The 22,621-nt window shown below is 65.4% G+C and carries 21 protein-coding genes; 10 read left to right on the top strand and 11 right to left on the bottom strand.

Annotated features, from left to right (window positions below; all coding sequences use genetic code 11):
* Positions 1-6: 6 nt before the first annotated feature.
* Complete coding sequence (locus CXR00_RS05480) at positions 7-1,689, bottom strand: ABC-F family ATP-binding cassette domain-containing protein (RefSeq protein ID WP_104053450.1); 1,683 nt, start codon at positions 1,687-1,689, stop codon at positions 7-9.
* 113 nt (positions 1,690-1,802) lie between these two features.
* Between CXR00_RS05480 and CXR00_RS05485 the strand changes: the two genes are divergently transcribed.
* A complete protein-coding gene (locus tag CXR00_RS05485) occupies positions 1,803-2,123 on the top strand; it encodes a putative quinol monooxygenase (protein WP_104053451.1) in 321 nt (106 codons plus the stop codon).
* A gap of 24 nt (positions 2,124-2,147) precedes the next feature.
* Here CXR00_RS05485 and CXR00_RS05490 read toward each other — a convergent pair whose 3' ends face one another.
* From CXR00_RS05490 to CXR00_RS05505, 4 genes are all read right to left on the bottom strand, one after another.
* Complete coding sequence (locus tag CXR00_RS05490) at positions 2,148-2,417, bottom strand: hypothetical protein (protein ID WP_104053452.1); 270 nt, start codon at positions 2,415-2,417, stop codon at positions 2,148-2,150.
* 79 nt (positions 2,418-2,496) lie between these two features.
* Positions 2,497-3,804: a hypothetical protein gene (locus CXR00_RS05495; RefSeq protein ID WP_104053453.1), complete on the bottom strand. Its 1,308-nt coding sequence runs from the start codon at positions 3,802-3,804 to the stop codon at positions 2,497-2,499.
* 67 nt (positions 3,805-3,871) lie between these two features.
* Positions 3,872-5,317, bottom strand: coding sequence for an NAD(P)/FAD-dependent oxidoreductase (locus tag CXR00_RS05500; protein WP_104053454.1), 1,446 nt, complete (start codon positions 5,315-5,317; stop codon positions 3,872-3,874).
* A complete protein-coding gene (locus tag CXR00_RS05505) occupies positions 5,314-6,789 on the bottom strand; it encodes a glycosyltransferase family 87 protein (protein WP_181032480.1) in 1,476 nt (491 codons plus the stop codon). Before CXR00_RS05505 ends, CXR00_RS05500 begins: the two co-directional genes overlap by 4 nt.
* 175 nt (positions 6,790-6,964) lie before the next feature.
* Here CXR00_RS05505 and CXR00_RS05510 point away from each other — a divergent pair, with 175 nt between their 5' ends.
* Positions 6,965-8,050 carry an inositol-3-phosphate synthase gene (locus CXR00_RS05510; protein ID WP_104053455.1) on the top strand — a complete coding sequence of 362 codons (1,086 nt, stop codon included), beginning with the start codon at positions 6,965-6,967 and terminating at the stop codon, positions 8,048-8,050.
* Positions 8,051-8,084: 34 nt separating this feature from the next.
* Here the strand turns inward: CXR00_RS05510 and CXR00_RS05515 are convergent, their stop codons facing one another.
* From CXR00_RS05515 to CXR00_RS05530, 6 genes are all read right to left on the bottom strand, one after another.
* The gene (locus CXR00_RS05515) at positions 8,085-9,770 is read right to left on the bottom strand and encodes a formate--tetrahydrofolate ligase (protein WP_104053756.1); all 1,686 of its coding nucleotides are present in this window, start codon (positions 9,768-9,770) and stop codon (positions 8,085-8,087) included.
* A 64-nt stretch (positions 9,771-9,834) separates the two neighbouring features.
* On the bottom strand, positions 9,835-11,082 hold the full coding sequence (gene mshA / locus CXR00_RS05520) for a D-inositol-3-phosphate glycosyltransferase (protein WP_104053456.1): 1,248 nt from the start codon (positions 11,080-11,082) through the stop codon (positions 9,835-9,837).
* 167 nt (positions 11,083-11,249) lie between these two features.
* Positions 11,250-11,372, bottom strand: coding sequence for a hypothetical protein (locus CXR00_RS18495; RefSeq protein WP_258059776.1), 123 nt, complete (start codon positions 11,370-11,372; stop codon positions 11,250-11,252).
* A gap of 586 nt (positions 11,373-11,958) precedes the next feature.
* Positions 11,959-12,135, bottom strand: coding sequence for a hypothetical protein (locus CXR00_RS18200; protein WP_181032192.1), 177 nt, complete (start codon positions 12,133-12,135; stop codon positions 11,959-11,961).
* Between the two features lie 191 nt (positions 12,136-12,326).
* Complete coding sequence (locus CXR00_RS05525) at positions 12,327-12,983, bottom strand: histidine phosphatase family protein (protein WP_104053457.1); 657 nt, start codon at positions 12,981-12,983, stop codon at positions 12,327-12,329.
* 17 nt (positions 12,984-13,000) lie between these two features.
* Positions 13,001-14,563 carry a CCA tRNA nucleotidyltransferase gene (locus CXR00_RS05530; protein ID WP_104053458.1) on the bottom strand — a complete coding sequence of 521 codons (1,563 nt, stop codon included), beginning with the start codon at positions 14,561-14,563 and terminating at the stop codon, positions 13,001-13,003.
* A gap of 144 nt (positions 14,564-14,707) precedes the next feature.
* On the opposite strand from CXR00_RS05530, the gene CXR00_RS05535 reads away from it, so the two are divergent.
* The 8 genes from CXR00_RS05535 to CXR00_RS05570 all read left to right on the top strand — a co-directional run bounded on the left by CXR00_RS05535 (position 14,708) and on the right by CXR00_RS05570 (position 22,593).
* On the top strand, positions 14,708-15,238 hold the full coding sequence (locus tag CXR00_RS05535; RefSeq protein WP_104053459.1) for an NUDIX hydrolase: 531 nt from the start codon (positions 14,708-14,710) through the stop codon (positions 15,236-15,238).
* Between the two features lie 88 nt (positions 15,239-15,326).
* A complete protein-coding gene (gene murJ, locus CXR00_RS05540) occupies positions 15,327-16,988 on the top strand; it encodes a murein biosynthesis integral membrane protein MurJ (protein ID WP_104053460.1) in 1,662 nt (553 codons plus the stop codon).
* 166 nt (positions 16,989-17,154) lie between these two features.
* Complete coding sequence (locus tag CXR00_RS05545; RefSeq protein ID WP_104053461.1) at positions 17,155-18,744, top strand: ABC transporter substrate-binding protein; 1,590 nt, start codon at positions 17,155-17,157, stop codon at positions 18,742-18,744.
* Between the two features lie 193 nt (positions 18,745-18,937).
* The gene (trxB, locus tag CXR00_RS05550; protein WP_104053462.1) at positions 18,938-19,963 is read left to right on the top strand and encodes a thioredoxin-disulfide reductase; all 1,026 of its coding nucleotides are present in this window, start codon (positions 18,938-18,940) and stop codon (positions 19,961-19,963) included.
* Positions 19,964-19,991: 28 nt separating this feature from the next.
* On the top strand, positions 19,992-20,318 hold the full coding sequence (trxA, locus tag CXR00_RS05555; RefSeq protein WP_104053463.1) for a thioredoxin: 327 nt from the start codon (positions 19,992-19,994) through the stop codon (positions 20,316-20,318).
* A gap of 10 nt (positions 20,319-20,328) precedes the next feature.
* Positions 20,329-21,525, top strand: coding sequence for a peptidoglycan-binding protein (locus tag CXR00_RS05560; RefSeq protein ID WP_104053464.1), 1,197 nt, complete (start codon positions 20,329-20,331; stop codon positions 21,523-21,525).
* 307 nt (positions 21,526-21,832) lie between these two features.
* Complete coding sequence (locus CXR00_RS18205; protein WP_181032481.1) at positions 21,833-22,231, top strand: hypothetical protein; 399 nt, start codon at positions 21,833-21,835, stop codon at positions 22,229-22,231.
* Between the two features lie 14 nt (positions 22,232-22,245).
* On the top strand, positions 22,246-22,593 hold the full coding sequence (locus CXR00_RS05570; RefSeq protein ID WP_181032482.1) for a hypothetical protein: 348 nt from the start codon (positions 22,246-22,248) through the stop codon (positions 22,591-22,593).
* Positions 22,594-22,621: the final 28 nt, after the last annotated feature.

Here is a 22,621-nt window from a genome sequence, read left to right on the forward strand (position 1 = left end):
TGTCCCCTACCGCGCGCGGACCACGCGTTTCTCATCCCAGACCGGAGTCTCGGATTCATAGACCTTCCCGTCGGAACCAAACACCAGGAACCGGTCGAAGCTGCGGGCGAACCAGCGGTCGTGTGTGACGGCCAGAACGGTTCCTTCGAACGCCTCGATGGCCTTTTCCAGGGCTTCGGCGGAGTGCAGGTCCAGGTTGTCGGTGGGCTCATCCAGCAGCAGCAGCGTGGCACCGGAGAGTTCCAGCAGCAGGATCTGCAGCCGCGCCTGCTGCCCGCCGGAAAGCGAGTCGTATTTCTGCTCGGAGGACGCCGCCAGGCCGTAGCGGTCCAGGGCTCCGGCGGCGGCTTCGCGGCCGAGGCCGGAGCGGTGTTCATCACCGCGGTGCAGGATGTCCAGCAGGGTTTTTCCGAGCAGGTCCGGGCGCATCATGGTCTGGGCGAAGAACCCCGGCCGGATGCGGGCGCCGAGCTTGACGGAACCCTCGTGCGGAACAGGAGAGATTTCCACCTCGGACACCGGCTCGTGTTCCTTGTCCGGGTCGGTGCCGCCCAGGGCCAGCAGGCGCAGGAAGTGGGACTTTCCGGACCCGTTGGAGCCGAGCACGCCCACCCGGTCGCCAAACCAGATTTCCGTGCTGAACGGCTTCATCAGCCCGGTCAGCTCCAGTTTCTGCGCGACGACGGCCCGTTTGGCGGTGCGTCCGCCGCGCAGGCGCATCTTGACGTTCTGTTCAATCGGCAGGGCCTCCGGCGGACCCGCTTCGAGGAACTTGGCCAGCCGGGTCTGGGCGGCCTGGTACCGGTTGGCCATGTCGGACCGGAACGCCGCCTTGTTCTTGTACATGTTCACGAGCTCTTTGAGCTTGAGGTGCTCCTCGTCCCAGCGCCGGCGCAGTTCCTCGAACCGGGCGTTGCGGTCCTCGCGCGCCGTGACATAGCTGCTGAAGCCGCCGCCGTGGATCCAGGCCGACGCGCCGTTGATGCCCGGTTCCAGGGTGACGATGCGGGTGGCGGCGTTATCGAGCAGCTCCCGGTCGTGGCTGACAAACAGGACGGATTTCTTGGACTCAGCGAGTTTGGCTTCCAGCCAGCGCTTGCCGGGAACATCCAGATAGTTGTCCGGCTCATCCAGCAGCAGCAGCTCATCCGGGCCGGAGAACAGTGCCTCCAGGACCAGGCGTTTCTGTTCGCCGCCGGACAGGGTGGAGGCCTTGCGGTACTGGGCGCGGTCAAAGGGCATGCCCAGGGCCGCCATGGTGACCTCGTCCCAGACGGTTTCCTGCTCGTAGCCGCCGGCGTCTCCCCAGTCGGCAATGGCGGTGGCGTAGCGCATCTGGGTGGGCTCGTCGTCGTGCTCCATCATCGCCAGCTCCGCATCATCCACGGCTTTGGCGGCCGCGGCGAGCGCTGGCGGGGCGGCAGAGACCAAAAGGTCCCGGACCGTGCTGTCATCGCGGACCTGGCCCACGAACTGGCGCATGATGCCCATGGATCCGGATTTGGACACGGTGCCCTCGTCGGCCCTGATGTCCTCGGCGATGATGCGCAGCAGGGTGGTCTTGCCGGTGCCGTTGGGTCCGATCAGGGCCGTCTTGTGCCCGTCCCCCACCTTGAAGCTGACGCCGTTGAGCAGCTGCCTGCCGTCGGAGAGGAAATAGTCAATGTTGGATACGTCGAGGTGTGCCACACTTCCATCCTCCCATCCCGCCGGGATGGACAGCCGCGGCCCTGACGTGCCTAGGATGAAGGCCGCGTGTCTCCGCCCGGGACACGCCGGAAATACCCCGCTAAGGAGCGAAGATGATCTTCATTACCGTCAAGTTCAACGTCAAGCCGGAATGGGTGGAGCGCTGGCCGGAACTGACCAAAGATTTCACCGCCGCCACCCGTGCCGAGCCCGGCAACCTGTGGTTCGACTGGTCACGCAGCCTGGAAAACCCCAACGAGTTTGTCCTCGTGGAAGCCTTCAAGGACGACGCCGCCGAGGCTCACGTGGGCAGCGACCACTTCCAGCAGGCCATGAAGGATATGGTCCAGGCGCTGGTCGAGACTCCGAAGATCATCAACACGGTCATCGAGGGCGAAGACTGGTCCCGGATGGGTGAACTGACCGTCGAGTAGCCACCGGCCACGGGCCGGCGGATCCTACTTGGTGTCCAGCGTGTATCCGGCCCGGGTCAGCATTTTGCGCAGGTCCACAACGGTCTGCTCGTCAATGTCCTTGCCCCGCGGAGGCTCCAGATAGTCGGTTTCACCGGCGAGGGTAACCTCATACTTGCCGTTGTGTTCCCGCGTGGTGTCGGCCACGGCCTCCAGCAGGGAGCGGACTCGCTTCCACTCAATGTTGGAACTGGTGGGATGCCGCAGGATCTCGTCCAGGGTGTCCCGGTGGTGGTTGTTCAGGTGCACGGTCATCGGTAAACCTCCTGGTTCCAGTTGCCCATGCCGGGGTCCTGAGCGCAAGGGATGCAGGCCAGGTCACGGGCGGACGGTGTCAGTTCCCGGGGGTCCCGCTGAAGAATGCGGCCATCCGCCGCGGCACCAGGTGCCCCAGCTGGGGGGCCAGTGTCCGCGAGCCCGCTTCGATCACCAAACCCCAGGCGGCCATGACCAGGAACGTCCACCAGGCGGGGCCAACGGTTCCTGCTCCCGGGCCGAAGCCGCTGCCCCCGGCGGTGCCTTGTCCCGCCGCCACGAGGCTGATGACGGACAGCACCGCGCCGCCCAGACCGAAAACCGCCGGCAGGGTCAGCCATGATTCCCGCCCTGCCGGCTCCCCCCGGTTACGGCCCCGGCTGAGGGACCAGAGGACTGCCGCCGCCGTGGCCAGCAGCAGCACCAGGACTCCGACGGCGGCACTGGCCCAGACGGGCAGGTCGCCCACGGTCAGCGGAAAGAGTCCCGACAGCGGCAACCCCAGGTTCGCCACTGCGGACAGATGGCCGGTGGCGAAGGCCCAGGCCGACGCTGTCGGCAGCCAGAGCGGTGCGGCGAAGGCCACCGCAGCCCCGCCGTGCACCAGGGCCGTGACGAGCAGCGCCAGGCCGATCACGCAGGTGTAGGCCAGATAGTGGCAGCCGGCCAGGCGCAGCGCCGGCCGAAGTCCCGGCAGCGCTGCTTCAGCCCGCCTGAACCAGCGAAGCTCCGTACCGGCCTCGCGTTTCCGTCCCGCCCAGCTGGCCGCCGTCCCCAGCAGCACGGCGCCGGCCACCAGGCTCGGTGAGGCAGCGGTCAGGAACGCGTCACCCGTGTCAGTGGTTCCGCGCAGTGAAACCAGGAGGCTCAGCAGCACGGAGAAGGCAGCCAGCGCCAGTCCCGTGAGTCCTGCGTAAAGCCAGCGGGCCCCGTCTGATTCCAGTGCCGCCTTACGTTCCGCGCGGCGGCCAAGACGCCAGAGTGCTGCCGTTGCCACAGCTGTCAGCGCCAGGGGAAGGACCCCCACCCACACGCTGACCAGCGGCGCGCCGAAGTCAGTTACGGTGGAGGACACTGTCAGGACCGTTGTTCCGCCCAGCGCCATCGCGGCCAGGAAAAAGGGATAGATCGCCAGGGCCGAGGGGCCGTCAAGCCTGGCCCCCATGCTGCCGGCCGAATCATTCATGGCGTTCAGGGCACCTGCCCCGCCCAGGAAGAATCCCAGGACCAGCAGCGCCATGGTCACCAGGGCGGCGCCCAGGGTCAGGCCGTAGGCAATCAGTGCCGACTGCACTGCCAGCCACCAGCGCGGGCTCAGGGGCCCGGTTACGGGAGGCGGGACGAGGGTGTCCGGATTCGCCGGCTCCCCGTTGTCCTGGTTGTGCATGGTCCATTCCCTCTGCAGAGCGTGAGCGGGGTTCCGCTGGATTTAAACATACAAGCTTGCAGCGGCGTCAGCTGTTTACCCCTAGGTCCGGCATCGGCAGGGCATGCCGCCGGCGCAGTGCCAGCCCGGCGGCATGAAAGCCTCCCATACCGTGGACCCCGGGTCCCGGCGGCGTGGACGCCGAGCAGAGATAGATCCCCGGAAGCGGCGTTTGCCATGGATTCACTGCCGGTACGGGGCGCGCCGCCATCTGCCACAGGTTCACTGCGCCGCCGCCAAAGTCACCGCCCACATAGTTCTCGTTGTAGCGCTCCAGGTCCGCCGCCGTCGTCACCTGCGAGCGCACGACGACGTCGCGGAAGCCGGGTGCGAACCGTTCAATCTGCGCGGTGACGGCTTCGGTCATGTCCACCGTGGAACCGGCCGGAACGTGGCAGTAGGTCCACAGGATATGGCGGCCCGCCGGTGCCCGGGAGGAATCGAAGGTGCTGGGCTGGGACAGCAGGACGTAGGGCTTGTGCGGATGCTTTCCCGCTGCGACCTGCGCCTCCGCGGCTGCAAGTTCGGCGCGGCGCCCGCCCAGGTGCACCGTTCCGGCCCGTCCCACTTCCCGGTTGGCCCACGGCACCGGGCCGGAGAGGATGAAGTCCACCTTGCAGGCCGCGTTGCCGTACCGGAACCGCTGCAGCGCTCCCGCATACCGTCCCGGCAGCTCCGGTCCGGCGAGCTCCAGCAGGGTCTTGGGGGAAACGTCGAGCAGGACGGTCCTGGCGCCGCGGACCTCATCGAGTGAGGACACCCGATGGTCCGTGACCAGCTCTCCTCCGTGTGCCTGCAGGTCCTTCACCATGGCATCGGCAATTGCCTGGGATCCGCCGTCGGGCACCGGCCAGCCCACGGTGTGGGCGAGCAGGGCCAGGAGCAGGCCGCCGCCGGCCGACGGCAGGGAGGGCATGCGTCCCACCGGGTGGGCGGCGACGCCGGTGAGCAGGGCCGGCGCCTTGTCGGCGGTGAACCGCGTGTTCCACAACGGGGTGCCCTGGTCCAGGGCGGCGCGGCCGAACGCCAGTGCCGCACCGGGCTGCCGGTAGCCCCGGATCAGCGGGGACATCAACAGCTCGGTGATGGCTTCGCTGCGCCGGACCAGCGGCGACATCAGCTTGCGGAAGGCAGGCCCGTCCGCCCCCAGCCCCTCGACGGTGCGTTCCAGGTCCTTGTAGGCCAGTCCGGCGTCGCCCCCGTCCAAAGGATGCGCATAGGAGATCTCCGGCACCGTGAGCTTGATGCGGTCCGCCAGTTCAAACCGGCGGAAGAAGGGGGACGCCAGGGCCATGGGATGCACGGCCGAGCACACGTCGTACCGGTGGCCGGGCTCCAGCAGTTCCTTGGTGCGGCTGCCGCCGCCGGCCGTTGGCCCCGCTTCGAAAACCTGCACCGACAGCCCCGCACGGGCCATGATGACCGCAGCCGCCAGACCGTTGGGCCCGGAACCGACCACCGCGACATCGTTCATGGTGTTCCTGCTTCCTTCGGAGTGGATGTCCGGGGGCCGGCTTCCCCAGCTGCCGTGCCGCTGATCCTGCGGCGAAGCCGGAACCGGTCGGGTGCGTGGTCGAAGGGCCCGCCCTGCGGATCATCGATGTTCAGCCGACGCACCGGATCGCGGGCGGGCACCAGGATGTCCCTGACCACCTGGGACATCAGCCAGGCCGTGGCCAGCACGTGCCCGGCCACGGCCCACACGTAGTAGGCGGCGTCGATATTGTTCTGGGCGGAGCCGCCGGAGGTTTGCGCGCCCAGATACATCCAGATGGCCCACCAGTGGAGCACTTCGAAGAACTGCCAGATCAAAAAGTCTCTCCACCGGGGACGGGCAAGCGCCACCAGCGGAATCAGCCACAGGACAAACTGGGGCGAATACACCTTGTTGGTCAGGATGAAGGCGGCAACAATCAGGAACGCCAGCTGCGCCAGCCGGGGCCGCCTCGGAGCGGCAAGTCCCAGCAGTGCAATGCCCGCGCAGGCCGCGGCGAACAGGAAATAGGCCCAAAAATTGATGAACCCTGAATCCGCCTGCGGCTGCCCCCACCGCTCCGCCAGCACGTTCCACGCAAACCATACGGAGGAATACCCCGCAGGCCGCTCCCCGGTGAAGGTCAGGAAGAACTTCCAGCCGGTGAAGTCGGCAACCATGAACGGAACGTTCACCACCAGCCATGCGGCCGCAGCTGCGCCCGTTGCCTGGAAGGCCGGGCGCAGCCGCCCGGTCCGCAGTGCCAGAACCAGCACTGCGCCGAGGATCAGCACCGGATAGAGCTTCAGCGCCGCCCCCAGACCCAGCAGCACTCCGGCGAGGACCGGGCGGCTGCGCGCAAAAGCCAGCATGCCCAGCGCCGCCAGCAGCACGGCCCAAATGTCCCAGTTAATGAACACCGACAGGATCATGGCGGGGGCCAGCGCCACCATGGCAGCGTCCCAGGGCCTGCGGTTGGCCATCCGCATGGTCGCGATAACCGTGCCGATCCAGGCCAGGACCGCCAGGACCGCATTGATGTCAAAGTAGGCCAGCGCGCGTTCCTGCGATCCGCCGTCGGGCACCAGCAGGGCAACGGCGCCCGCCAGCAGCCCCAGCAGCACGGGGTATTCGAAGGCGGCGTCCGGGGTCAGGAAGGGAAAAACGCCCTGCGCCAGACCGCGGGAGTCGAACAGGATCGGCCAGTCCGAGTAACAGGCCTGATAGAAGTGGGTCGGTGCGGTCCAGCCGCCGGTGCGGCACGGCATTTTCACCAGCACCGCCACCAGAGCTGCTGCCGTGGTGAGCAGGATCAGGACCCGCTCCACGGTAAAGAACCCGGGCGTCACGATGCCCGGGGCGGTGTGGCGGCCCAACGGACCGCCAATGCCCTCGGTGAGTTCCCGCAGCAGCGGGTCATTGCGGCTGGGCACCACTATCCGCAGCGGCTGGCGTCGGGGCTTGGGCTCCATGGTTACCAGTATGCCGCTCCGCCCCGGCTTCTCCGGGTGCCGGACGGCACCGCAGTCTCCGCTGCTGCGCGAAGCTGTGATGCCAAACACTAATTGCTTGGGTAGAGGCCGTAGACTGGGCCCGGTCTTGCCGCCGCAGGTGCGGCGGTTGATAACTCGTCTTCAAAGGAGAACCGTGGCTAAGAACCCCATTCGGGTCGCAATCGTTGGTGTGGGAAACTGTGCGGCATCGCTGGTGCAGGGCGTGCAGTATTACCGCGATGCAGATCCGGACCTGACGGTCCCTGGTTTGATGCATGTGGAGTTCGGAAGCTACCACGTCAATGACGTGCAGTTTGTCGCCGCCTTTGACGTCGACAGCAAGAAGGTTGGCCTGGACCTGGCCGACGCCATCGGCGCCAGCGAGAACAACACCATCAAGATCGCTGATGTTCCGGAAACCGGCGTCACCGTGCAGCGCGGCCACACCCTCGACGGCCTGGGCAAGTACTACCGCGAGACCATCGTCGAGTCCGACGCCGAAGCCGTGGACATTGTTGCCGCGCTGAAGGACAACGCCGTTGACGTGATGGTCTGCTACCTGCCCGTGGGCTCCGAGCAGGCTGCCAAGTTCTACGCCCAGTGCGCCATCGACGCCGGTGTTGCCTTCGTGAATGCCCTGCCCGTTTTCATTGCCGGTACCAAGGAGTGGGCGGATAAATTCACTGCCGCCGGCGTGCCGATCATCGGTGACGACATCAAGAGCCAGATCGGCGCCACCATTACGCACCGCGTGATGGCCAAGCTGTTCGAGGACCGCGGTGTGGTGCTGGACCGCACCTACCAGCTGAACGTCGGCGGCAACATGGACTTCAAGAACATGCTTGAGCGTGAGCGCCTGGAGTCCAAGAAGATTTCCAAGACGCAGGCCGTCACCTCCAATACCTCAGCCGATTTGAAGGCCGACGACGTCCACATCGGCCCCTCGGACTACGTTGCCTGGCTCGATGACCGCAAGTGGGCCTTTGTGCGCCTTGAGGGCCGCAACTTCGGCGATGCTCCGGTGTCCCTGGAATACAAGCTGGAGGTCTGGGACTCCCCCAACTCCGCCGGTGTCATCATCGATGCCATCCGGGCCGCCAAGATTGCGCTGGACCGGGGTGTTGGCGGACCGATCCTCTCGGCGTCGAGCTACTTCATGAAGTCCCCGCCGGAGCAGTACAACGATGACATTGCCAAGGAAAAAGTGGAGCAGTTCATCCGCGGCGAGGTGGAGCGCTAAGCCCGGCGCTTCCCCGCCTCGGCACGCCCGCCGGTTATGACAGGCCGGAGGGCGTGCCGTCCGCGGCAACGTCCATGCGCATTGCTGCCGGAGCCTTCGGCAGTCCGGGCATGGTCATTACGGCACCGGTGAGTGCGACGACGAATCCGGCTCCGGTCTTCAGGATCAGGTCCCGCACGTGCACGGTGAAACCGGTCGGTGCTCCGAGCAGGTCCGCGTTGTCCGAGAAGGAGTACTGGGTCTTGGCCATGCACACCGGCAGCGAGTCCCATCCCCCGGCCTTGATTTCCTCCAGCCGGCGCAGGGCCGGCAGGGAAAATTCAACGTCGTCGGCTCCGTAAATGTCCCGGACCACTGTCCGGATCTTCTCCTCGACCGGCATGTCCAACGGGTACAGATGGTGGAAATCCGCCGGTTCCTCCAGGGCTTCCAGGACCTTGGCGGCCAGCGCATCACCCCCGCTTTCCCCTCCGCCGTTGGCCCAGACATCGGCTGCGGCCGCGGCGACGCCTTCGCCTGCACACCACTGCAGCAGCCAGTCCACCTCTTCCTGCGTGTCCGTGGTGAAGGTGTTCACCGCCACGACGGGGCTCAGGCCGAACCTGGCGATGTTGCGGATGTGCCGGCGCAGGTTGGCCGTTCCCGCCTCCAGGGCGGCGAAGTCCGGCTCACTCAGCCGGTCCTTCGGCACGCCGCCGTGCATCTTCAGGGCACGGATCGTTGCCACCAGGACGACGGCGTCCGGGGCCACGTCCGCGGCCCGCGAGGTGATGTCCATGTACTTTTCGGCGCCCAGGTCGGCTCCGAAGCCCGCCTCGGTGACCACGATGTCGCCGACGGTGCGGGCCAGTTCGGTGGCAATCACGGAGTTGCAGCCGTGTGCGATATTGGCGAACGGGCCGCCGTGGACCAGCGCCGGCGTCCCGGCGAGGGTTTGGACCAGGTTCGGTTTCACGGCGTCTTTGAGCAGCAGTGTCAGTGCGCCCTCCACGCCCAGATCCCGCACCGTGACCGGCCGCCGGTCGTAGGTGTATCCCACCGTGATCCGGGCCAGCCGCTCCTTGAGGTCGGCGAGGTCGCGGGCCAGGCAGAAGACGGCCATGATTTCCGAAGCCACGGTGATGTCGAAACCATCCTGGCGCGGCACACCCTGCACCGGGCCGCCCAGGCCGATCACGATGTCCCGCAGCGAGCGGTCATTCATGTCCATGACGCGGCGGAAGGTGATCCGGCGCGGATCGATCCCCAGCTCGTTGCCCTGGTAGATGTGGTTGTCCAGCAACGCCGTCAACGCGTTGTTGGCGGTGGTGATGGCGTGGAAGTCGCCGGTGAAGTGCAGGTTGATGTCCTCCATGGGCACCACCTGCGACCAGCCGCCGCCCGTGGCTCCGCCCTTCATGCCCAGTACCGGCCCCAGTGAAGGTTCGCGCAGGGCTATGACGGTGTTTGCTCCGGCTTTGGCCAGTGCATCGCCCAGTCCGACGGTGACCGTGGACTTGCCTTCTCCGGCCGGGGTGGGGCTCATGGCGGTGACCAGCACCACCTTCCCGCGGGTGCTGCGTGCGGGCACCAGTGCCGGGTCAATCTTGGCTTTGTACCGTCCGTACAGTTCCAGGGCTTCTTCGGGGATGCCGGCTGCACGGGCGATGTCCGTAATGGGCTTCATCACGGCCCGGCGGGAGATTTCCAAATCGCTGGTCATGTCAGCGGCTGCGCGCATCATTGCGGTCCTTCCGGTTCCCGCCGGTGGTCTTCATCGACGGTGGTGGCGTATCACCAAGCTATCAGCGCACGGAGTGCGCCGAGAACTGTTCGGCGGCCTGCAGGTAGCTCTGCGCCGTGAGTGTGGCTGTGCGTTTCCAGCCAAACGCGGCAGCGTGCACTGCGGCGCCGTAGCCCAGCGCCCGCCGCATACCCTCGTCGTCGTACAGCCGTTCCAGCTCGGCGGACCAGCGCCCGCTCTCATGGCCGTCCACCAGAAGCCCGGTGCGGCCGTGTTCCACAGCCTTGGGCAGCCCGCCCACGTTGGCAGCCAGCACTGGAGTGCCGCAGGCCTGGGCTTCAAGGGCCACGAGGCCGAAGGATTCGCTGAAGGAGGGCACGGCAACCACGTCGGCGGCCCTAAACCAGTCGGCCAGCACGGCGGCCTCCACGGGCGGATGAAGGGTCACCTGTCCGTGCAGCCCCAGCGAATCCGCCAGCGGCGCCAGGTCCAAAACATCGGCGCCGCTGCCGGCGCCGAGCACGGTGACGTGCAGCGGGATGTCCGGACGGCGGGCGTGCAGTTCCGCGGCGGCCCGGATCAGCACCTGGGGGCCTTTCATCCGCTGGATACGGCCGGCAAAGACGACGTGGAACACGCCGCGGGGCACGCCCAGCCGGGCGCGGGCCGCGCCGGAGTTCCGGCTCGAGAAAACCTGCAGGTCCACTCCCGGCGCGACGACGTCCACGGCGCGGGGGTTGGCTCCGTACAGCGATTCCAGCTCGGCGGCTTCAGTGCTTGTATTGGCTATCAGGCGGGTGGCACCGCCCACGATGTCCTGTTCCCCGTCAATCCGCACCCGGGGCTCCGGCTTCTCTCCGGCCTGCAGACGCAGGTTCTTCACCCGGGCCATGGTGTGCATGGTGTGCACCAGGGGAAGGTCCCAGGCACGGGCCACAGCCAGGCCGGCTGTGCCGGAGATCCAGTAGTGCGTATGGATGACGTCAAAGTGCCGGTGGGAAGGGAATGGATGGCTGCCCGTCACGGATGCTGCCAGGGCAGCTTCCAGCCCGGGGAGAGCTTCTTTGGCAATCTTTCGGCGCGGTCCCGCTTCAACGTGGCGCACCGTCACACCGGGAACAAGTTCCACGGACGGACGCTGGTGCCGGTCGGTTGCCCGGGTGAAAATCTCCACCTCTACGCCTGTGGCAGCCAACTCCACGGCCACGGAGCGCACATAAACATTCATGCCGCCGGCATCACCGGAGCCTGGCTGCTCCAACGGTGACGTATGCAGGGAGAGCATGGCGACACGCTTTACCTGAAGCAACAGCTCTCCCTTCCTGGCCGGCCGCTGTCCTTGTCCCCTACTGACTTTATAACGACACTGCGCAGAGCATGGTTTCCAGGCAGGCTGCGCCCACCACATAAAACGGGTGAGTCCGCACTGCAGGACAGCGCGGACTCCCCCGGTTTTGTTCCCGTCGGTTCGGGTGGCTACTTCGCCGACCAGGTGTTGTGGGCCATCAGATACCGGTGCGGACCGTTCCAGCACTGGTCCAGGCGTGCCTGATGAACGGCGTCGGAACGGGCGAAGGACGCTAACAGTCGGAAAAACATGGCGGACACCTCCTTTCGCAGCGGTGTTGGGACGCGGGCCGGACCGGATGATTCGCGCACCCCGGTGGGGTTAGGGGCGTCGGTGGCATCGAGTGCTTGAACTGCTTCGCGTGCTTCAGGCGAAGCGAAGGGTTTTATCGGAACTGAAAAGGGCAGGCTGGATTTAGGCACAGTAAACTCCGGAAAAGGCGCATGTTTTTGGGTGCGCAAAAGGAAACAATGGAACAAGGAATGACCCAATGAGGCCGCAGGGAAATGAAGAGAATTACCCTGAAAAAGAACGTGCGGGAAATGGGAGTCCATACACGGGAACACTGCCTCCCCGGCCGGCCGGGCACCTGCGGTTCCTCACAGCGAGCGCATCACTTGAAGCTTCACGGCAGGGCCGCACCACGAGCACCGCGCAGCGGACGCCGGGAAGTTCAGTGAGTTGTCGAAGGAAGGATCAGCGCCGCACACCGTCCGGCGCAAAGCCAGGGCGGTGGCGTGCACACGCTTGGAGCCGCCGAACTGCGGCTACCAAAGACTCGGCAGCCAGCGGCGGGGCAGTCAGCCCGCGGTTACCCGCCGGATGATCGGCCAGGGATTACCCGCGGCCACCGTCGAACGGGGGCCGTCGCCAGGAGACTCCAAAACCCGCCGTGCCGGTGCCGGCCACCCGCCGTCCAAGGGGCCGCATCAGCGGCCCTGCAGTCGAAGGGATGGACGTGCGGGCCTGCGGGCAGGCAACCGTCGTGGCAGTGAGGAATTTGTGGATGTTCATTACCCCACCTCCCTTTCATGAGTGCATGGACTTGCGGATGGACCGGTCACAGAGCTGCGGACCGGAATAACACGTATTCACTGGCTGGTGCGGTATCAACCTGTAAGAAAGGTGGCCGCAGGAAAAACATACAACAGGTTTCCGTTCCCTGCCAAGACATTTACGGAAACTTTTTTACATTCTTTTTGCGACTAATAGTCCCAGCGCACTATCGCGGGAGTGTGCTTGTCCCAGCCCAGTGTGCAAACCGCAGCGGTTCCGAGGACAAAATGCCGTCCCTGGTCCGCCCGAAGACCGAGCCAGCGGGCGGCGAGGATTCGCAGGAAATGTCCGTGCGCCACGAGGAGGACCTTCTCCACCGGGGTGGCGTCCGGAGTGCGGTCCATCGGTGTTCCGCAGCCGGCCTGGACGAGCGAGATGATGCGGTCGGCCCGCTCCGCCACCTGGTCCAGGGTTTCACCGTTGGGTACGCCGTCATTCCAGATGAGGTACCCGGGGTTCTCGGCACGGACCTGGGTGCTCTTTCGGCCCTCATTGTCTCCGTAGTCCCATTCATGGGCGTGCGGAAGGATCTGAGGATTGGGGTAGCCCACCAGTTCGGCGGTGCGCCGCGCCCGGGCCAGCGGAGAGGACAGGACAAGATCAAAGTCCACGGCCCCGATCTTTTCCCTGGCGGCCCTGGCCTGGGCCTCGCCCGCCTCCGTCAGGGGGATGTCCGTCAGACCGGTGTAGTTGCCCTCCCGGGACCACTCCGTTTCACCGTGGCGCAGCAGCCACAGGCGCGGCAGCCGGGTACCTGCCGGCGTCGTATCCGGAACCGCGGGACCGAAGTCCTCAGCGTTACTCATTTACTTCCTTCCGCTTGTCAGGACGGATTTCCGTCCGACTCCATTTTGGCACCGCCGCGGGCGGCGGCATTGCCGGAGCTGTCAGCGGAAGGCTCTGCGGGCGCCGCGGGAGTATCGGCGTCTCCGGCGGCGGCGGCAGCGGAATTGTCGGGATTCTCGGGCTGGGAAGCCCACCAGCTGCGCAGCAGATCCGCCGCTTCAGCCTCGCTGGAGGGCCCCTTTTCCATCCGCTCTTCCAGCAGGAACCGGTAGGCGCGGCCCACCACGGGGCCCGGCCGGATGCCCAGCAGGGCCATGATCTGCTGGCCGTCCAGATCGGGCCGGATCGCGGCGAGTTCCTCCTGCTCGGCGAGCGCAGTGATGCGGGCTTCCAGGTCGTCATAGGCGAAGGCCAGGCGTTCGGCCTTGCGCCGGTTGCGGGTGGTGACGTCGGAGCGGGTCAACCGGTGCAGCCGCTGCAGCAGGGGGCCGGCGTCGTTGACGTAGCGGCGGACGGCGGAATCGGTCCAGCCCGCATCGCCGTACCCGTAGAACCTCATGTGCAGCTCCACCAGCCGCGAGACCGCTTTGATGGTGTCATTATCGAAGCGCAGCGCTTTCATCCGCTTGGCGGTGAGCTTGGACCCGACGGCGTCGTGGTGCAGGAAACTGACGGAACCGTTCGGTTCGAAACGGCGGGTGGCGGGTTTGCCGACGTCGTGCATCAGCGCAGCGAAACGAAGGACAAAATCCGGACCCGGCACTGCGCCGTCGGCGTCCGTCTCCTGGCCGCAGGCCTGCCGGAGCACCGTCAGCGAGTGCTGGTAAACGTCCTTATGGCGGTGGTGCTCGTCGATCTCCAGCTTCAGCGCGGACACCTCCGGCAGGACATGCTCGGCCAGTCCGCTTTCCACCAGCAGGTCAATGCCGGCCCACGGCGCCTTGCCGTTAATGAGTTTGACCAGTTCGTCGCGGACGCGTTCGGCGGAAATAATGGTGATCCGCCCGGCCATGTCCTTCATTGCCTCGAAGACCTCGGGCGCCACGTCCACTTCCAGCTGGGAGGCAAAGCGTGCGGCACGCATCATCCGCAGCGGGTCGTCGGAGAACGACGTCGAGGGGGCGCCGGGAGTGCGTACGAGGCCCGCGTGCAGGTCCTTCGCTCCGCCGAACGGATCGACCAGTTCCATGGAAGGCAGCCGCAGAGCCATCGCGTTCATGGTGAAGTCGCGGCGGAAGAGATCGTCTTCGAGCTTGTCTCCGAACGCCACGGCCGGTTTGCGCGAATCCGGATCGTAGGCGTCGGCCCGGTACGTGGTGATTTCAATCTGGAAGCCGGCCTTGCGCATACCGATCGTTCCGAACGCACGCCCGATCTCCCAGTAGGTGTCACACCAGCGGCGAATCACGCTGATGATGTCATCGGGGCGGGCGTTGGTGGTGAAATCCAGGTCCGGGGATACGCGCCCCAGAAAGAGGTCCCGCACCGGACCGCCCACGAGGGAAAGCTCGTAACCGGCGTCGTGGAACAACTGCCCGAGGTCGCCGACAACGGAGGGAAGGGGAGTTTTCAGGGCCGAGCTGTCAGAAAGGTGCGCCATAGTGCTTTAAGCGTGCCAGATAAAAGGTCCGGGGGTGCACATCCGGCTCCTTCCGGAACCCGGACACGCCGGGCATTCCCGCTTCCTCGCCGGGGTACCGCTGCCCAGTCATCATCCCCGGACAAAGATCGTTAGAGTGGTCCTATGGCCCATCCCGTACCGAGCGCACCCAAGCGAACCCCGTTGACGGCGTCAATGGGCAATGCCGCCGCGCATCCGGTGCATGCTTCCCTTCCAACAGTGGAAGAGGTCTCCGCGGGGGGAATCGTGGTGGATGCCGCTTCAGCGGACCTGCCCGTGGCCATTATTGCCCGTCTGAACCGCGGCGGGCGGCTGGAATGGTGCCTTCCCAAAGGCCATCCGGAAAATGATGAAGACAGCCGGGAAGCAGCCATCCGGGAAATCGCCGAGGAGACCGGCATCGACGGGCGGATCCTGACAGCCCTGGGAAGCATCGACTACTGGTTTACGGTGAGTGGTCACCGCGTGCATAAAACCGTGCACCACTTCCTGCTGGCTGCCACGGGCGGTCACCTGACCATCGAAAATGATCCGGACCACGAAGCCGTGGATGTCGCCTGGGTTCCGCTGGCGGAACTGGGCAAGCGGCTTTCCTTTCCCAATGAACGGCGCATCGCTGACCTGGCGCGGGAAATCCTGCCCCGGTACCTCTGACGGCACCGGTCCGGCATGCCGTGTTCCAGTGCTGGTGCAGTGCTGCGTTTTATCGGCTGCCGCACTGAAGTGAGAGCATAGGGACACCATGGCCGAAAACAATATTGCTCCCAGCACGGCGCGTTCCAGCGCCGTCATGGCAGCCGGAACCCTCGTCTCCCGTGTCCTCGGCCTCGTCCGAACCGCTCTTTTGGCCGTGGCCATTGGCAACACGGGCCTGGTAACGGACATCTTCAGCTCTGCCAACGTGCTGCCCAACTTTATCTACCTGCTGCTGGCCGGCGGCGTTTTCAACGCCGTGCTGGTTCCGCAAATCATCAAGGCCAGCAAGCGGCCGGACCGGGGCCGGGAATACGTCTCGTCGATCATGACCCTGAGCCTGCTCGGGCTGGGCGTCCTGGCGCTGGTTGCAACCCTTGCCGCCCCGTGGATCCTGCCATTGGTGACACAGCTGGACGAAACGCAGCTTCCGCTGGCCACAACCTTCGCCTACTGGCTCTTTCCGCAGATCTTCTTCTACGGCGCGTATGCGGTCATCGGACAGACGCTCAATGCCAACGGCCGCTTCGGAGCTTATATGTGGGCTCCGGTCGTCAACAATGTGGTGGCCATCGCCGGAATCGTGCTGTTCATCGCGCTGATCGGACGGGAAGAGACCAGCGCCTTCTCGCCGGAGAACTGGACCACGTCCGCCACCGTGCTGCTGGCCGGCAGCACCACCCTCGGCATCGTTGTCCAGGCCCTCGTCCTCTTAATTCCGCTGCGCAAACTCGGCCTGGGCCTGCGCCCCAACCTGCGGATGCGCGGCATCGGCCTGCGACAGACCGGAAAAGTGGCCAAGTGGACGATCATCACCATGCTGGTGGGCAACGGCGCCTATCTCGTTTACACCAACATTGCCACCATCGCCACGGCCGCACGCCCGGCCTATGCGGCGATGAACCCGCCCGAGGTCATTGCCGGGCACCTGAACCTTGAGACGGCTTCCATGTTCTACATGATCCCGCACTCCGTCATCACGCTTTCGCTGGCCACGGTGCTGTTCAACCAGATGTCCCACGCCTTCACCGAGGGAAACCTGAAGGCAGTACGGGACACCGTTTCCTCCGGCCTCCGCGCCATCGGTGTGGCAACCGTCTTCTGTTCCGCCGTGCTGGTGGTGCTGGCCGGTCCCCTGAGCATGTGGTTCAGCGGCGGATCCATTGCCTCCGCCGTGGTCCAGGGCCAGGTGCTGATGCTGCTGGCGATCAGTGCACCTTTCCTCAGCGCCACTTTCCTCATGAACCGTGCCTTTTACGCCGATGAGGACGGCAAGACACCGATGATCATGCAGATCATCCTGTCCGTTTTCGGCATCGCGCTGGCACTCGGTGCCGCCGCTCTTCCGCCCAACCGGATTGTCTTCGGTCTTGCCGTTGCATATTCGCTCGGCAATGTTGCCGGCGTGATCATCAGCCATATCTTCCTGACCCGGAAGCTGGGTTACTACGGAGCCGGCGAAATCTTCGATGTCCACGTCCGGCTGACGGTCGCTGCCCTGGGCAGCGCCGTCCTCGGATCAGCGGCGCTGGGACTGCTGGGCGGCTATTCCGCTGACGGTTTCGCCTGGTCGTCCCTCACCGGTTCGCTGGTGGCTTTGCTGGTCTGCGGATCGCTGATGGCCGGGTCCTACTTCTTCATGCTGCGTGCCCTGAAGGTGAAGGAGCTCGATGCCTTCCTCGCACCGATTCTGGCAAAGGTGCGCCGCTAGGCAGGCATGCCGCGCCCGGGAACCGGCGTTGCCTTCTGAAGGATTTCCCATTGCCCGCGGGTAGCATGGGTACAAAGCATGCGATGCAGTCTCGTCACGAATAATCAGCAGGTCAGTCCGCAGCAAAAATGAACGCAGTAATTTGCCGTTTCCATGGGAGGAACACGTGCCACAGCCGGTAGACGTTGGCTCAACGCTGGGAGGCCGCTACAAAGTGACCGCCTGGGTCCTGGCCTCTGCAGAAGATGATCTGGTCCTCGACGGCGTGGACCAGGTGCTGAACCGTGCCGTAAGCATCCTCCTGGCTGCACCCGAAAACACCTCCCAGGTCAGTGCCAGTGCCCGTGAAATTGCCACGGGTGAACGTGCCAGCAATGTGCAGGTCCTGGATCTCGGCGTGAGCGACGGCCGCACCTATCTGGTGACCAACAATGCAAATGCAGCGGATTTGCTGGACCTGGTCATTGAGCGGGACGCACCGTATGTTGAACCCTTCTTTACCGACACCCTCGGCTCCGAAATTTTCGGCATGCCCCGTTCGCGGGAACCAGAGAACGAGGAAGAGGACAGGTACGTCGAGGAACCTGCCGAACGTGCACCGCGCAAACCACTGATGTCCGGCCGTCCGCTGCCCAGGCTTCCCAAGTTTGGGCGAGGGGCTGCCGCGGCAGGAACCGGTGCCATGGTCTCCGGCGCCGAAGAAGCCGCCGCCGCACGCGACCTGGAGTTCGGCGAAGCCGAAGACGCTCCCGCAGAAGCAGCCACCGGTGCAGCCACGCTGCCGCCGCCGCCTTCCGCACGCCCCAAGGGTCCCCGCGTCCAGGAACGCGGCACGGCACCGGCCACCGGCCAGACACCCAAAGTTTCACGCTGGACGGACACCGACTACTCCGAGGAAACCGCTTCCGACGACGATGACACCGCCGCGGGCCGCATGTCGGAGACAAATCATCCGGTGCAGGATTCCGGCCGCCGGCCCTCCAACTTCCCCAGGTCCGCCGTGGCTGCGACCGCCGCAGGATCCGGCAATGATTACAGTGAGAACTACCCGGACGACGGCAGTTACGACGAAGACGAGGATGACGCCCCGCCGCGCACCAACCGCACCATGGGGCGTGTCCTCGTGGGGACCCTCCTGACGCTGGTCCTGATCGTCGCCGTCGTCCTGTCCGTCAGCACCCTCGGCAGTCTCAAGGACCCGGATCCCCTGGCCGGCTCCGACACAACGCCTACGGCAGCCGCGCCGGAGCAGGCACCGGCTGCCGAAGCCCCTGCTGAGGAACCCGCAGCCCCGGCTCCGGTACCTGCAGGGGTCAGCCGGCTTGTCCCCGCCAACCCCGCACTGGATGCTGAACATGACGGCGAACTTCCCCAGATCCTTGACGGCAATCCGGCAAGCTACTGGTCCAGCTACGAATACGCTAATGACACCTTCGGCGGGTACGCTCCCAATCTGGCCCTCGTCGTCGAGCTGGAGGAGGAATCCGCGATCAACAAGATCGACATCACCCAGCTCAACGGCACCGGCGGCAGCTTCTCCGTGCTGCTCAACGATTCTCCGACTCTGGACGGTGCCGTCACCGTAGCCGAGACCGGGTTCACCGGCCCGACCACCAGCATTCCGGTACCCAAGACGAACGGTGAAACAGCCACCGCACAGTACGTGATTGTGAACTTCACGCAGCTGCCGCGTCTGACCGGGGTGCAGACCGCCTTTCCGTGGGGCCTGCGGATCGCCGAAATCGGCGTCTCCTAACCCCGGCATCGTCACGGATCGGGCCGGGAGGCACCCGGCCCGCTCTCCTGACATGTGCGGGACGCGCTGCCCGGAATAAGCTGGAGCCTGGAACGGTTGTGCCCAGTGATCCCGGAGTAAGCACACAGAACATGATTCGTCAGGACTACTGCAGGATCGCTGAAGTTTTCAACAGGAAGAGGAACACCTAACCGTGAGCATCGAAACCCCCGCAGCCGCCGACGGCGTACGCGACGTCATCATTGTCGGTTCCGGTCCGTCCGGTTACACCGCCGCCGTTTACACGGCGCGCGCCAACCTCAAGCCGCTGCTGATTGCCAGCTCGGTTACCGCCGGCGGTGAGCTGATGAACACCACGGACGTGGAGAATTTCCCCGGCTTCCCCGAAGGCGTCATGGGTCCGGACCTGATGGCCCAGTTCGAGAAGCAGGCAGCGCGCTTCGGTACGGAAATCCTTTTCGAGGACGTCACCTCCCTGGAGCTCGACGGCGACATCAAGAAGGTCACCATCGGCACCGGAGAAACCTTCCTGGCGCGGGCCGTCATCATCTCCACCGGCTCCGCCTACCGCGAGCTGGGCCTCGAGGACGAGAAGCGCCTGTCCGGCCGCGGCGTCAGCTGGTGTGCCACCTGCGACGGTTTCTTCTTCAAGGGCCAGGACATCGCCGTCATCGGCGGCGGCGATTCCGCTCTGGAAGAGGCCCTGTTCCTGACGAAGTTTGCCTCCAGCGTGACCGTGGTCCACCGCCGCTCCACTCTGCGTGCGTCCAAGATCATGCAGGACCGCGCCCTGTCCCACGAGAAGATCCGCTTTGTCTGGGATTCGGAAGTGGCTGGCATCCACGGTGAAGACAAGGTCACCGGTCTGCGCCTGCGCAGCACGGTGGACGGCTCCGAGTCCGACCTGGCCGTCACCGGCGTCTTCGTCGCCATCGGCAACGACCCGCGGACCGACCTCGTCAAGGACCAGCTGGAGCTGACCAGCGAAGGCACCATCGCCGTCGCCGGCCGCACCTCCAAGACCTCCCTGCCCGGCGTGTTCGCCGCCGGCGACGTCATTGACCCCACCTACCGCCAGGCGATCACCGCTTCGGGTTCGGGCTGCGTGGCTGCCATCGACGTTGAGCATTACCTGGCTGACCTGGGCGATTCGGTGGCCACCGCTGCCGAAGTGCCTACCCCGCCGGCTGAAGCCGTATCCGAACACGCCGCCCTCTAAGTTCGCAGAAATCTGTAAGGAGCACCACATGAGCAACGCTAAAGATGTCACCGACGCTTCCTTCGGCGCCGACGTCCTCACCGCCGACAAGCCCGTCATTGTTGACTTCTGGGCAGAGTGGTGCGGCCCGTGCCGCATGCTCTCCCCCATCCTCGACGACATTGCCGCGCAGTACGCGGACAAGGTGGACGTCGTGAAGGTGAACGTGGATGACAACCCCGCCATCGCCGCCAAGTACGGCATCACGTCCATTCCCGCTGTCTACGTTTTCCAGGGCGGTGAAGTGGCTGCCACGTCCATCGGCGCCAAGCCCAAGCAGGTCCTGGAACAGGAATTTGCGGCCTTCCTGAAGTAAGTCACCGACCATGCACCCGGCAGGAGAAACCCTGCGGAGAATGGACGCCGGCCGGCGTGTCAGGGCGCTTCGCGAAGCGCTGCTGAGCGCCGGCATCTCCATGTCCTATTTGGCTCCGGACTCCGTCAACAACCCCGATCTCTTTGACGATCACGTGGACGCCGCCGTCCGTTCCTTCCAGCAAAGCCGCGGGCTCATCGTGGACGGCGTGGCCGGACCCGACACCCTGCGTGCCCTGGCTGAAGCACAGTTCCGCTTCGGGGACCGTGTCTTGGCCCTGGTCGAAGGCCAGCAGCCAATACGGGGCGATGACGTTGCAGAACTCCAGCGGCACCTCTCGCACCTGGGGTTCTACTACGGCCACATCGACGGCGAATTCAACGTCCGTACCCGTTATGCCGTTGCCGAACTGCAGAACAACCTCGGCATTCCCGGCACCGGCGTCTGCGACCAGGACACTATTCGGGCCATGGCCCGGGTTAACCGCGCCATCACGCCCAGCCAGGCATTTGCCCTGCGTGACTATGAGCGGCTGGACCGTTCCACCGCTGCGCTGCGCGGCCGTTTGATCGCCCTCAGCACCGGAAGCTCCGAGCTGGCCTCGCCCCACGCCGTCGACCGGCTGACATCCCGGCCACTGACCGAAGCCATGGTTGCCGCCGACATCGGGCAGCGCGTGGAGCGTATTCTGCGCGAGTTCGGTGCCGGAGTTGTTTCCCGTGCCTCCGCCTTCGCCGGTGTGGACGGCGGCGGCGAGAGGGTCCCCAGCCTCAGCCTGGATCTCCACTGTGACTGGCTGGACCAGCAGGCAGCTTCCGGAATCGCCGCCTTTTACTGGGGCTTGCCCGGAACCGGTGAAGCACGATCGCCCATCGGTCACCGCGCCGCCATCCTGCTGATGAAGGAACTGGCCGCCCGGACCGGTATGGACAGCCTAGGCGTCCACGGCCGCACGTGGGACACCCTCAAGCTCTCCGGAATCCCCTCCGTCGGCCTGGACCTTGGTTACCTCAGCAACCGCGGCGACGCGGAACGGCTGGCAGATCCGGTTTTCCGGCAAACGGTGGCCGATTCCATCGTTATCGGCATTCAGCGCCTCTACCTGCTCGAAGAAGAGGACCAGCCCACGGGAACCTTGGCTCTGGACGATGTGTTCCGTTTTAATCCGGCGGAAGTTCCGGAGGAACGGCGCGTAGCCGGACTCTAACAGGCATCCACCGCACAATACGACGGCGGCGTCCCCTTCGCGGGGGACGCCGCCGTCGTTGTTTAGGCGGCTACTGGCAAGTGCCCGGCTAGGAGGTGCCGGCTGTAGACCCCATAGTCGGTACGCATGCCGTTGCGCTGCCAACCATCCAACGCGTCCGCAGCCTCATTCCCGAGGCGTTAGCCGTGGTGAAAAGTATCCTCGCGAAAAGCCGCTGTTCGTTCGAATTGCACGTTGCGGTGGTGGGCATGGGCTACGTCTACGTCGGGCTGCCGACTTCCCTGGCTTTCCGGAGGCCGGCTACCGGGTGCTGGGGATTGACGTCAACTCCCGCCGGCTGCAGGCCATTCTGGGCCAGCGCGCCGACCTGCTCGAAGGCGACCGCGACCGTTCGGACCGTGCGTTGGTGGACCCGGCGTTCGATCTGACGTGCGATCCGCCGCGGCTCTCCAGCGCCGCTGCTGTTGTCGTGGCCGTTCCCACGCCGGTCGACACATGTCTGGTGCCGGACCTTTCCATCCTGTCCAGCGCCTGCCGCACGGTGGTGGAACACGCCGTTCCGCGCCAGCTGCTCGTCCTGGCGTCATCAACCTACGTGGGCAGCACCCGGGCTCTTTGTGGGCCCCTTGGCAACCCGCGGGTTGGATACAGGAAGGCACCTGCATGTGGCGTTCAGGCCGGAACGCATCAATCCGGACGTGGATGATTTCAGCCAGGAGGATGTCCCCCGGGCTGAACAAATACGTGCCCGCCGTGCATCTGGTGCCAGCGGCCGAGGCCGCGGAAATGACAAAGCTGTTGGAGAACACCTTCTGTGCCGTGGCTATCGCCCTGGCCAACAAGTTCGCCGATATCTGTGGGGCTCTGGATATCCCGGTGATGGATGTCATCGACGCCGCAGACACCAAACCGTTCGGGTTCATGCGGTTCAATTCGGTGCCCGGGGTGGGCGGGCACTGCATCCACACGCCGCACACCGACTTCGACCCGTCATGGCTGGCCTCGGTACCCGCCGTCCTGGGCGCCGCCTACAGACTTTCCGCAGGCCCCATCATCATTGCGCTGTGATTCTCAGCCGCACCACTTCTTTGCAGGG

It is taken from the genome of Arthrobacter sp. 9E16, assembly GCF_002929435.1.
Lineage (GTDB): Bacteria > Actinomycetota > Actinomycetes > Actinomycetales > Micrococcaceae > Arthrobacter_B > Arthrobacter_B sunyaminii.